This is a genomic window from Vibrio sp. 10N.237.312.B06 (assembly GCF_041464685.1).
Lineage (GTDB): Bacteria > Pseudomonadota > Gammaproteobacteria > Enterobacterales > Vibrionaceae > Vibrio > Vibrio tasmaniensis_A.
Genome location: NZ_JBFSPI010000066.1, coordinates 16,340 through 28,248, shown reverse-complemented (window position 1 = coordinate 28,248; position 11,909 = coordinate 16,340). Strand labels below are relative to the sequence as shown.

Below are 11,909 nucleotides of genomic sequence, written 5' to 3'. Positions count from 1 at the left end.
TCTTTACCATGCTGTTCAAAAAACACTCACGAAAGATCAACACGCCCTAGTAGTAAACATGATTAGTAGTAAGAGTGCTCACCACGATCGTGTTCAGTTGCATCACGAACAGCTGTCAATTCACCTTCGAATTGTTGAAGAAGTTCTTTCTCGATGCCTTCTTTTAGCGTTACATCAACCATTGAACAACCGTTACAACCACCGCCGAATGCAACGATAGCAGCACCTTCTTCAGTGATCTCTACTAGGCTAACGTGACCGCCGTGGCCAGCAAGCTGTGGGTTCACTTGGGTTTGGATTGCATACTCAACACGCTCTATCAGAGTTGCGTCGTCTGATACTTTACGCATTTTAGCGTTTGGTGCTTTAAGCGTTAGTTGAGAGCCCATTTTGTCAGTCACGAAGTCAATCTCAGCTTCGTCTAGGAATGGTAGGCTTAACTCATCTACGTATGCAGAGAATGCTTCGAAAGACAGTTTTGTATCAGACGCTTCGATAGCATCTGTTGGGCAGTAAGAAACACCACACTCAGCGTTTTGTGTGCCTGGGTTTACCACGAACACACGAATGTTTGTACCTTCAGGCTGCTGTGACAGCAGATTGGCAAAGTGAGTTTGAGCTGTTTCTGTAATAGTAATATTTGACACGACGAATACCTGAGTAGATTTGTAGGTTATTAGCGCCATTCTACTCCTGTCAGACTTGTAATTCAGCCCTTTTTTGTTGGATTGCTGTACAAGTAGCGATTCACAGCTTCTATCCAGAGGGCTCAGGAGTGCGGCAGATGCAGTAAATATCAATCCTTTTCACACCTACTTCAAGTAGTAATTGGCATAATTGATACACAGTACTGCCGGTGGTTACAACATCATCAATTATCGCGACGTGAGAGGGGATATTTCCATGAAAGTCTTGTTTTCTAAGCGTAAAATCACTCTTTAGATTGTGTAATCGCGCGGATTTAGTTAGCCCTTGCTGAGAAGCTGTTGAGCGAATTCGACGGAACAGCACCTCATCTTTAACGCCAAGTTCTTGAGCTGTGTAATTAGCGAGCAGCTGACTTTGATTAAAGCCACGATGAATATATCGACGCCAATGCAGAGGGACACTGGTGATCATCGAAGCAGGATGTTCGATACGTGAAGCTAATAGCTTTGACAGATCGCGTGCAAACCAAAACTTATCGGCGTACTTCATTTGCTGAATGTAACGTGCTGTTGGAAAGGTGTAGTCCCCAACACAATAGAGACGATGCCAAGGTGGAGGCTGTGATAAACATTGCCCGCACTGCTCTACTGTGAGCAGCGTTTTTAAACCACATCGTTGGCAGCGAGGAACTGGATCAAAGAGTTTGAGACAATAATTACACCATCTAGGGTGAGTATCGCTGTGCGACTTATCTAGCTTACACAGGTCGCATTGAGGTGTGACCAGACGTGGTGTGTGTTTTTGTAGCCAATCGGATAACATAGCTCGTGATGCTTTTGGGTTATGGTGTTCCTTTTACTCACAATACTGAAAAGCGCGGATTATCGCTGATGGAAAAAGTAGGGAATATCGAGAATGAGTGACACGTTATATTGGCATGTTTCTGGGCAAGGGCCTGATTTAGTGTTGGTTCACGGCTGGGGAATGAACGGTGCGGTATGGCAACAAACCGTTGATGCGTTAGAAGCTGATTTTCGAGTGCATGTTGTTGACCTTCCTGGCTATGGACACAGTTCTCATTGCCACGCTCAAGATCTTGAAGAGATAGCTCAGCAATTGTTGGCCGAAGCTCCAAAGCAGGCTATTTGGGTCGGTTGGTCACTGGGTGGCTTGGTCGCAACACACATGGCTTTGCATCACTCAGATTACGTAAGCAAATTGGTGACTGTTGCCAGTTCTCCTAAATTCGCCGCTGCAAAAGAACCCGTGTTATGGCGAGGTATTCAGCCAAACGTATTAAGCGCATTTACCGAACAGCTGGTTGAAGATTTCCAAACCACTATCGAACGCTTTATGGCACTGCAAGCCATGGGCAGCCCTTCTGCAAGGCAAGATGTAAAACAACTCAAGCAAGCGGTACTGTCTCGTCCGCTTCCGAATCCTGATTCTTTATTGGCCGGCTTAAAGATGCTGTCTGATGTTGACTTGCGTGAACAACTGCCGGAGATTTCAGTGCCTATGCTGCGTTTATACGGGCGACTGGATGGATTGGTGCCAATCAAGGTAGCAAAAGATCTGGGTAGAGCGCTGCCTCATACCGAGCAATATATATTCACGCAGTCTTCACATGCGCCGTTTATGACAGAAGCCGATGCCTTTTGCAGTGAACTAGTTAGCTTCGCGCAAAAATAATCACTAAATTTATTGCCGGATTGGTCGATATATAACCTAATACCAATCACTGTAAGTGTTCAAAAATAGCGTAGGAAAAAGGCTTGAGAACAAGGCTGCTTTTTTTTGACAAGTAGTTTTGATAAGTAGTTATTCTACAATCAAAAGTTCTAACGCCGTTATCGAGCATTTTAACAAGCTAGGATGAGCAGTTATTTACTACGATTGGTATAACACCAAGGCATTGCATGATACTCAGACCTAACTCTCTCATGAGTTGATTGCGGTAAGTTGGGCTATGCCTGTTGTGCTGACTCAGTACGACAGCGTTATGGCAACAGTGATGGGCGATTCTTGAGGAGAGTTCGCGATGATTGTGTCACCTGCAACTGCAGTAAGTGTGCCACTAATCGCCCCGTCCGTTAATGTGCAAACAGAGCAAGTTGCGCGTGATAATAGAGTCCGAGAACCTGTTGCTCCCGCAGTAGCATTGGCGAGAACCAATGCAGAGCGTAAGGTAAAACCGGACGATAAACGAAGGCAGCAGTCGGCTTGGGATCCTTCAGACCATCCAGGTTATGAAATGGAGAACGAGTCAGAGGCCAATTCGGTTAGCCATGAAAAGCCACAAGATCCTTTTGACAGGCTGTTCAGCTTATTGGCTCTGAGAACATACAGTGCTGATCAAGGAAAGGGCTATACCATGCGTTTCCGCCTGCCAAAGCATGTTTTAGATGCGGCGATTCAGGAGGGACAGATGGAGAAACGACGTAAGGTCATAAAATATCATTATGGTCATGCTGTTGCGCCTCATGCTCCGTCAGAGATGTTAGTCGTATTATAGTTATACTCTTCATACTTGAAGCTGCAGCGTTGTTAACTGCGTAAGTTCACCCTAATCACATAGAACCTCTATGCTCATAGGGATGAACTTACTTGTTGCCTAGCTGCAACTCCAATTATTTTGAGTATAAGCACGAAGAATACAACCAAGCTTCGATGTCTTTTTTGAACACATAATAAAAAAACCTGCATACCCTAAGGGATGCAGGTTTTCTGTTTTAAGCATATCTGTTTTGCAGACGAGTTAACGGATTACTTTTTCGCTTTTGCAAAAGCAGCAGCGAATGCACCACCCATCGCCGCGTTTTGTTGTGGCTCCTCACGACGGCGTTGTCCACCTTGTGAGTTTTGATTTGGTCGGCTTTGCGTACGAGGCGCACTTGAACGTTGCGCTCGGTTGTCTTGGCCTGGTTCATCTTTCATACGCATGCTTAGTGCGATACGTTTACGCTGAACATCCACTTCCATCACCTTCACTTTCACGATATCACCCGCTTTCACCACTTCTCGTGGGTCAGAGACAAAGCGATCGGTCAGTGCTGAAATGTGTACCAAGCCGTCTTGGTGAACACCAATATCGACGAACGCACCGAAGTTAGCCACGTTTGAAACCACGCCTTCTAAGATCATACCGGGTTCTAAGTCAGACATGCTGTTTACGCCATCGGCGAACGTTGCCGTCTTGAACTCAGGACGAGGATCTCGCCCCGGTTTATCCAGCTCTTTGATGATGTCGGTTACTGTCGGTACACCAAAATTCTCATTAGTGTAATCAACCGCATGTAAGCCACGTAAGAAATCTGTGTTACCTACCAGAGATTTGATGTCTTTGTGGTTTTTCTCGGCGATGGTTTTCACCAATGGGTAAGCTTCTGGGTGAACCGATGATGCGTCTAGCGGGTTCTTACCATCCATGATACGTAGGAAGCCAGCACACTGTTCAAAGGCTTTGGGCCCTAAACGAGCGACTTTTTTCAAGGTAGTACGCGCTTCGAAACGACCATTCTCATCACGGAAGTCGACGATGTTTTGAGCGATGGTGCTAGAAAGACCAGCGACACGAGTCAGAAGCGCGGCAGAAGCGGTATTCACATCAACACCAACGGCGTTTACACAGTCTTCGACAATCGCATCTAGGCGCTTAGCAAGCATGGTTTGGCTAACGTCGTGTTGGTATTGGCCCACACCGATCGATTTAGGGTCTATCTTCACAAGCTCTGCTAGTGGGTCTTGTAGACGACGCGCAATAGACACCGCACCACGAATCGAGACATCCATGTTCGGGAACTCTTTTGCCGCTAGCTCAGAAGCAGAGTAAACCGATGCGCCGGCTTCGCTGACAATGATTTTCTGTGCTGTTAGGTTGCCACGCTTAATCACATCAGCAACAAAGCTGTCGGTTTCGCGTGAAGCGGTACCATTACCAATCGCAATCAAGTCAACATTGTATTGACGAACCATCTGCTCAACAACGTGTGCAGATTTGTCGTATTGCTTTTGAGGTGGGTGAGGGTAAATGGTCTCTGTTGCCAGAACCTTACCGGTTGAATCCACCACGGCGATTTTCGAACCAGTACGTAAACCCGGATCCAAACCTAGGGTTGCACGAGGGCCAGCAGGCGCCGCCATTAGCAAGTCTTTAAGGTTGGTTGCGAACACTTCAATCGCTTCGATTTCACCGCGTTCTTTCATCGCGCCCATCAACTCAGTTTCCATGTGCATAGAAACCTTGATACGCCATGCCCAACTAATCACTTGCTTACGCCATGCATCTGCAGGAGCGCTGCTCAGGGTAATACCATAGTGATCAGAGATGATGTTTTCGCAGTATGAACCACGGACGCCTTCTTCTTGTTCTGGGTCTGCATTCATTGCCAACGTTAGGAAGCCTTCATTACGGCCACGCAACATGGCAAGCGCACGGTGAGAAGGGACTTTATTGAGTGTTTCGTTGTGTTCAAAATAGTCTTTGAACTTCTCGCCAGCTTGCTCTTTGCCTGCCACGACACGTGAAACGAGCTCAGAGTTACGTGTTAGATGTTGGCGAATCTTTTCAAGTAGGTTTGCGTCTTCTGCAATACGCTCCATCACGATTGCACGTGCCCCATCGAGTGCGGCTTTAGTATCAGCAATGCCTTTATCGCTGCTGATGAAGTTAGCGGCTTCGGTTTCAGGATCGTGCTGTGGTTCATTCCAAAGTGTATCGGCAAGTGGTTCTAAGCCTGCTTCGATTGCGATTTGACCTTTGGTACGACGCTTTGGTTTGTATGGCAGGTATAGATCTTCTAGGCGAGTCTTACTGTCGGCTTGAGTGATATCACGCTCCAGTTCTGGCGTGAGCTTGCCTTGGTCTTGAATCGATTTTAGGATCGTTTGGCGACGATCGTCTAGCTCGCGAAGGTATGAAAGGCGACTATCAAGGTTACGTAGTTGGGTATCGTCTAAGCCACCCGTGACTTCTTTACGGTAGCGGGCAATAAAGGGAACGGTATTACCGTCGTCAATTAGGTTTACTGCGGCGGTGACTTGCTCTGAACGAACATTCAGTTCTTCAGCAATCAGTCGACAGATAGCTTGGCTCATCCGATGAATCTCTTATTTAATATCATGACAAATACATGGGGGTGAGCGTACGCTTTTTCTAGCTTTGACTGTGTAATTATCCTGTCAGAAGTCCAATTTCCGTTTCTGATACCCACTTTGTGCGAGATCTCTCACATGTGGTGTGAGACTAAGTCACTTTAAATCGATGAAATCGTCTTAAAATAAACCTAAGTTACTGATTTTATTTGTTTGTGTGTTTGTGGGCGTATTTCTCACCTGAAATGTTTTTTGGGACTGTCTAGGAAACTTGCCCAAATACCGTAATATTTAACTTGTCGACAGGGAGTTGGCAGGAACAGGAAAAAGCCTAACGGACTAGGTATCTTCAGGATGAAGATTTGATTACTTAGGATGAGTGGTCAGCAAGGAAGTGATAATCTCTGGATGAGATTCGCCAGTCAGGATGACAGGCTAGAATGGACACCGCTAGGATGGCGATGAACAAAAAGGAAATTGGTTAAAGGATTTAGCCACTATCAAGGACAGATGCAGGGAGCACCTTATCTCGAAGAGATAAACAGTAGCCGGATTGCTGCGATAGAGACTTAACCCCGTCAGGCGAAAGCCTAGCGGGGTTTTCTTTTATCTGGCGTTTGGGTTTGCTTGAACACTCAGCTCATCGCTAAGTGTTTATTAGGTTTGATTATTCGTCGTCTGCGTAGCGAATCGAGTTAATGAACCACTCTTTGTCGCCTTCCGGTGTGGTTACCGTAAACTCGTCATCCACTTCTTTCTTGAGCAGAGCTCTAGCCATTGGTGAGTCGATAGAGATATAGCCTTTGGCATCGCCGTAGATCTCTTCTGGGCCGACAATTCGAAACTTCTTAATTTCCCCATCATCATTCTCAATTTCGACCCAAGCACCGAAAAATACCTTACCTTCTTGTTGTGGCGAGTAATCCACGATAGTGACATCTGGTAGGAATTTGCGTAGGAAACGCACTCGGCGATCAATCTGACGAAGCAAACGCTTATTGAAGGTGTAATCTGCGTTTTCTGAACGATCTCCAAGGCTTGCAGCCCAAGTGACTATCTTAGTGATTTCAGGACGCTTCTCGTGCCATAAGTGGTCATGTTCTGCTTTGAGCTTGTTATAACCTTCGCGGGTGATAAGTTTGGTTTTCATAAATCTGACTTAATGAAATGATGATCTAAGATAGAATATATAGAAAGGCAACATACGTTAACAATTATTTAGGCGACTTTTCCCTCAATAATGTTACATTTTTAATGTCTTATACCAATATACAATTTACCAAGAATGCTTAACCTTAGGTTTAAGCTTTAATAGGTGGAACCATTACATGCAAGAAAACTACAAAATTTTAGTGGTCGATGACGATGCTCGTTTACGTGCACTGCTAGAACGCTATCTGTCAGAGCAAGGCTTTCAAGTGCGTAGCGTGGCAAACAGTGAGCAGATGGACCGCCTGTTAACCCGTGAAAACTTTCACTTGATGGTATTGGATTTAATGTTGCCGGGCGAAGACGGTCTTTCGATCTGTCGTCGTCTACGAAACGCAAACAACTCGCTACCAATCCTGATGCTTACAGCAAAGGGTGACGAAGTGGATCGCATTGTGGGTTTGGAAGTGGGTGCTGATGATTACCTGCCAAAACCATTTAATCCACGTGAACTGCTTGCTCGTATCAAAGCGGTAATGCGTCGCCAAGTGATTGAAGCACCGGGCGCGCCAAGCACAGAAGAGTCTGTGGTTGAGTTTGGTGAGTTCCGCCTAAACCTAGGTACACGTGAAATGTTCCGCGGTGAAGAGCCTATGCCTCTTACCTCAGGTGAATTTGCGGTTCTGAAGTCACTTGTCACTAACGCTCGTGAGCCAATGTCTCGCGATAAGCTGATGAACATGGCTCGTGGCCGTGAGTATTCAGCGATGGAACGTTCTATCGATGTCCAGATTTCGCGTTTGCGTCGTCTAGTAGAAGAAGATCCAAGTAAACCTCGTTATATCCAAACGGTGTGGGGCTTGGGTTATGTATTCGTTCCAGATGGCAAAGCTGTGTAATCTAGCTTTGCTCGTTCTGTGATTCAGAATTTATTATTTACGGGTCATCTCATTAATATGCGATGGCCCGTTTTGTATTCAGCACAATGAGAGATACCAATCGTAGTAAATAACTGCTCATCCTAGCTTGTTAAAACGCTCGATAACTTCGTTAGAAATTTTGATTGTAGAATAACTCTTATCAAAAATTGCAGCCTTGTTCTCAAGCCTTTTTCCGGCGCTATTTATGATCATTTACTTACTGTGATTGGTATTACAGCTATAGTTCCCACTATATTCCTTTATCATCCCTCACTTTAGGTCTTCTATGCGCATACGTAGCTCCTTTACTCAGTCGATAGTGCTCTTCTTAACCCTGTTGGTTGCTAGCCAAATATTTTCTTATTACGCGGTGTTCAATTATGCATTGATGCCGAGTTTGCAGCAGTTTAATAAGATTTTGGCTCACGAACTAAACCTAGTATTGGACCAAGGCAGTGATATCGAGATTGATGCGCCACTGCGTCAGCGTGTACTTGAGCAGCTCGGGGTTACGGTTCATGCCAAGGACAGTGAAGCGTCGGGCGAATACTACCATGCGGTCGCGATAGACCTGATGAGTGAGGAGATGACCAAAGAGCTCGGCTCTGAGACCGAAGTGCGATTGGTTTTGGGCAAAGAAAGTTACGTGTTGTGGATGGACATTGCGCAGTTGCCTAACTCCTTGATTCGTATTCCCCTGTCTGAGCTGCAAGAAGAAGACTTTGCGCCTCTATTTCGTAACAGTCTGATCATGGCGTTGTTGATTGTTGCTGGTGGGTGGCTGTTTATCCGCTTGCAAAATCGGCCGTTGATAGCCCTAGAGAAAGCCGCGCAAGGTGTTGGGCGTGGTGATATTCCACCGCCACTTCCAGTGCAAGGGGCGCAAGAGATTCGCTCGGTAACTCGAGCCTTTAATCAGATGTCGAAAGGCATTCAAGAGCTAGAAGAAGACCGCGCTTTATTGATGGCGGGTATCAGTCACGATTTGCGAACTCCGTTAACCCGTATTCGCTTAGCCACCGAGATGATGTCGCCAGAAGACAGCTACTTAGCGGAAGGGATCATCAGTGATACCGAAGAGTGTAACGAGATCATTAGTCAGTTCATGGATTACCTAAAGCCTGTTGACCGAGACTCATTCCAAGCGGTGTTTGTTGATGATATTGCTCGCGAGGTATCGAGCTCAGAAGGTGGCTACGAGGTACAAATTGAAACCGATATTCCAGAGTCGATGAAGCCTGCGCTAGGTAACCCGATCGCGATGAAGCGTGCCGTGAGTAACTTGGTGGTGAATGCGCTGCGCTATGGCAATGGTTGGGTCAAGGTATCGACTGGCATGACGGCCGATAATAAATTGGCTTGGGTGACCGTTGAAGATAATGGCCCTGGGATCCCGCAAGACCAAGTCGGCAAGTTGTTTGAACCGTTCACGCGGGGTGATACCGCTCGTGGTAGTGAAGGTACCGGCTTAGGCTTGGCGATTGTGAAACGTATTGTCAGCCAACACCAAGGTGCGGTAGTGGTGAATAACCGTAGTGAAGGTGGTTTAAAAGCGCAGATCAGTTTTCCTGTGAAGCCTTAAATATCATCGGTCTGTATTGTGGCGACGGGGTCGGTTCGGAAAGGTGTTAAGAGATCCCCGACTCGGTCATTCTTCCCTCTCGGGGATGACGAATTGCTAACCATGGACTTTGATGATGAAAGTTTACTTTGATCGTCATTCCCTATCGTGAGGAACGAGCTAATAGGGAATCTTGCTCTTGCTTGATGAAAGTAACGCACACTAAAAAGGCTTCCTTGAGGAAGCCTTTTTTACGTTTGAATGCGGTCTCAGTGTTAACTATGCCTTAGCGTTAACTAAGCCTTAGAGTAAACATCGCGCTCACCCAGCCAGCGGTTGATGATCGCCTTGGCGTTGTCTGGGTAGCTATCGTGGATATGACGCGCGATACGCTGCACTTCAGGTATTAAACGCTGGTCACGGACTAAGTCGGCAATCTTAAAATCAGCCAAGCCTGTCTGCTTGGTACCAAGTAACTCACCGGGCCCACGAATCTCTAAGTCGCGCTGAGCTATCACAAAGCCATCGTTACTTTCACGAAGTACCCCTAAGCGTTTCTGAGCGGTTTTAGATAGTGGGGAGTGGTACAACAGTACACAATGGCTTGCGACCGAACCACGGCCAACACGGCCACGCAGTTGGTGCAGTTGCGCTAGACCAAGACGCTCTGGGTTCTCGATGATCATTAAGCTCGAATTCGGTACATCAACACCTACTTCAATCACGGTTGTAGCAACTAACAGGTGCAGTTTGTTCTCTTTGAATTCCTGCATCACCGCTTGTTTCTCTGCGGGTTTCATTCGGCCATGAACCAAACCAATTTTTACGTCGGGCAGTTTGCGTTGCAGCTCTTCTGCCGTATCCGCTGCAGCTTGAGCTTCCAGTACTTCCGATTCATCGATCAACGTACACACCCAGTAAGCTTGTTTGCCTTCATTGAGACACGCATTTTTCACACGTTCAACAATGTCATCGCGCTTGGTATCAGGAATCGCGACGGTTTGAATTGGGGTTCGCCCCGGTGGTAACTCATCAATAATCGAGGTTTCAAGGTCGGCATAGGCCGTCATCGCAAGTGTTCGTGGAATTGGCGTAGCAGTCATCACCAACTGATGAGGGTAATAACCTTGCTTCGCGCCTTTTTCACGCAGCTCTAGTCGCTGGTGGACACCAAATCGGTGTTGCTCATCAATGATCACTAAGCCAAGGTTTTTGAATTCGACATGCTCTTGAAATAGCGCATGAGTACCGACCACCATTTGCGCTTCGCCGCTGGCAATACGTGTTAGCTCAGTTTCACGAGCTTTGCCTTTGAGCTTACCTGCTAGCCATCCAACTTGAATACCCATTGCCTCAAACCAGTTGGCAAAGTTAATCGCGTGTTGTTCTGCGAGTAGTTCAGTTGGTGCCATCAGTGCTACTTGCTGACCGTGTTGGAGTGCACGAACAGCCGCGAGTGCCGCGACTAAGGTTTTACCTGAGCCCACATCACCCTGTACTAAACGCATCATAGGGTGCGGCTTTTCCAAGTCAGCTTCGATCTCTTTGGTTACTCGTGCTTGTGCGTTGGTTGGCGAGAACGGCAGCTGAGCTAACAGCTTATCTTTGAGGGTGTTCACCGGAGGAAAAGGCATTGCCTTGTCTTGCTGCCCTTTACTGCGAACAGACAACATCGACAGGTTTTGAGCCAGTAGCTCTTCCATAATTAGACGCAGTTGCGCGGGGTGCTTGCCTTCATCAAACAGCTCTAGGTCAATCCCTGGAGGCGGTCTGTGAATGGTATGCAGTGCTTGTGCGAGGGTAATTTGGTGGTCGTATAAACCTGATGGTAAAAGCTCATTAACCGCGGCCTTGTCGATTAACTCTAGAGCTTGATCGGTAAGGTTACGCAGCGTGACTTGTCTTAGTCCTTCAGTGGTTGGGTACACCGGAGTTAGGTTCGCTTCCACATCTGGTTGCTGCCTTGGTGCAAAGAATTTGTAATCCGGATGGACGATCTCAAGCCCCATATTACCGCGCTTGATCTCACCATAGGCATGGACTTGTTTGCCTTCGGCAAAGTTATTCTTCATACCGGCGGTGAAGTTGAAAAAGCGTAGGATAATGGTGCCGTTACCATCACTGATTTTTACCGCCAACATCTTACGTTTACCAAAAATGGTATCGACGTGCATTACCTTACCTTGCACCGCAGCCCAAAGACCAGCGTGCAGTTTTACTATTGGATAGATACGCGTTCGATCTTCATAACGTAGTGGTAGGTGAAACAGTAGGTCTTGTACATTGTTAAGCCCAACCTTTTCCAGTTTCTCTGCGACTTTTGCGCCGACTCCAGATAAAGAGTTGAGAGGGATAGCAGATAAAAGCTGTGACATAACAAGGCTCATAAACGTAAGAGAGATAATCTATTCAAGCATTTTACTGGATTTTTGTACAGGCATGAATAGCATGAAGCTAGGGGAACTCTAGAATCGCAGCCACAAAAAAATCCCCTTAAGCGATAAAGCATTAAGGGGATTTCAATTCTTAGCAAAGTT

General features: G+C 46.6%; 9 protein-coding genes. 4 read left to right on the top strand and 5 right to left on the bottom strand.

The annotated features are described in order from the left end of the window. Positions 1–62: 62 nt before the first annotated feature. Complete coding sequence (gene nfuA, locus AB6C75_RS16730) at positions 63–647, bottom strand: Fe-S biogenesis protein NfuA (protein WP_009848013.1); 585 nt, start codon at positions 645–647, stop codon at positions 63–65. Positions 648–756: 109 nt separating this feature from the next. Continuing rightward, on the bottom strand, positions 757–1,470 hold the full coding sequence (locus tag AB6C75_RS16725; RefSeq protein ID WP_372108281.1) for a ComF family protein: 714 nt from the start codon (positions 1,468–1,470) through the stop codon (positions 757–759). Positions 1,471–1,563: 93 nt separating this feature from the next. Here AB6C75_RS16725 and bioH point away from each other — a divergent pair, with 93 nt between their 5' ends. Further along, positions 1,564–2,340 (top strand): pimeloyl-ACP methyl ester esterase BioH, encoded by a 777-nt coding sequence (bioH, locus tag AB6C75_RS16720; protein WP_009848011.1) that lies wholly within the window; start codon positions 1,564–1,566, stop codon positions 2,338–2,340. A gap of 349 nt (positions 2,341–2,689) precedes the next feature. Then, positions 2,690–3,163: an ATP-dependent Lon protease gene (locus tag AB6C75_RS16715; protein WP_372049459.1), complete on the top strand. Its 474-nt coding sequence runs from the start codon at positions 2,690–2,692 to the stop codon at positions 3,161–3,163. 251 nt (positions 3,164–3,414) lie between these two features. Here AB6C75_RS16715 and AB6C75_RS16710 read toward each other — a convergent pair whose 3' ends face one another. Both AB6C75_RS16710 and greB read right to left on the bottom strand, forming a co-directional pair. After that, complete coding sequence (locus AB6C75_RS16710) at positions 3,415–5,745, bottom strand: Tex family protein (protein WP_372108278.1); 2,331 nt, start codon at positions 5,743–5,745, stop codon at positions 3,415–3,417. 664 nt (positions 5,746–6,409) lie between these two features. Further along, the gene (greB, locus tag AB6C75_RS16705; protein WP_012603019.1) at positions 6,410–6,892 is read right to left on the bottom strand and encodes a transcription elongation factor GreB; all 483 of its coding nucleotides are present in this window, start codon (positions 6,890–6,892) and stop codon (positions 6,410–6,412) included. Between the two features lie 178 nt (positions 6,893–7,070). Here greB and ompR point away from each other — a divergent pair, with 178 nt between their 5' ends. Further along, the gene (ompR, locus tag AB6C75_RS16700; protein WP_009848007.1) at positions 7,071–7,790 is read left to right on the top strand and encodes a two-component system response regulator OmpR; all 720 of its coding nucleotides are present in this window, start codon (positions 7,071–7,073) and stop codon (positions 7,788–7,790) included. Between the two features lie 307 nt (positions 7,791–8,097). Continuing rightward, positions 8,098–9,393, top strand: a complete 1,296-nt coding sequence (gene envZ / locus AB6C75_RS16695) for a two-component system sensor histidine kinase EnvZ (protein WP_372108275.1) — start codon at positions 8,098–8,100, stop codon at positions 9,391–9,393. 275 nt (positions 9,394–9,668) lie between these two features. On the opposite strand, the gene recG is transcribed toward envZ, so the two are convergent. Next, on the bottom strand, positions 9,669–11,747 hold the full coding sequence (recG, locus tag AB6C75_RS16690) for an ATP-dependent DNA helicase RecG (protein WP_372108273.1): 2,079 nt from the start codon (positions 11,745–11,747) through the stop codon (positions 9,669–9,671). Positions 11,748–11,909: the final 162 nt, after the last annotated feature.

Bases quoted from the DNA above. Each gene is read 5' to 3' on its own strand.
- AB6C75_RS16710 (WP_372108278.1), bottom strand. From the start codon at position 5,745: ATGAGCCAAGCTATCTGTCGACTGATTGCTGAAGAACTGAATGTTCGT.
- ompR (WP_009848007.1), top strand. From the start codon at position 7,071: ATGCAAGAAAACTACAAAATTTTAGTGGTCGATGACGATGCTCGTTTA.
- envZ (WP_372108275.1), top strand. From the start codon at position 8,098: ATGCGCATACGTAGCTCCTTTACTCAGTCGATAGTGCTCTTCTTAACC.
- AB6C75_RS16715 (WP_372049459.1), top strand. From the start codon at position 2,690: ATGATTGTGTCACCTGCAACTGCAGTAAGTGTGCCACTAATCGCCCCG.
- AB6C75_RS16725 (WP_372108281.1), bottom strand. From the start codon at position 1,470: ATGTTATCCGATTGGCTACAAAAACACACACCACGTCTGGTCACACCT.
- greB (WP_012603019.1), bottom strand. From the start codon at position 6,892: ATGAAAACCAAACTTATCACCCGCGAAGGTTATAACAAGCTCAAAGCA.
- bioH (WP_009848011.1), top strand. From the start codon at position 1,564: ATGAGTGACACGTTATATTGGCATGTTTCTGGGCAAGGGCCTGATTTA.
- recG (WP_372108273.1), bottom strand. From the start codon at position 11,747: ATGTCACAGCTTTTATCTGCTATCCCTCTCAACTCTTTATCTGGAGTC.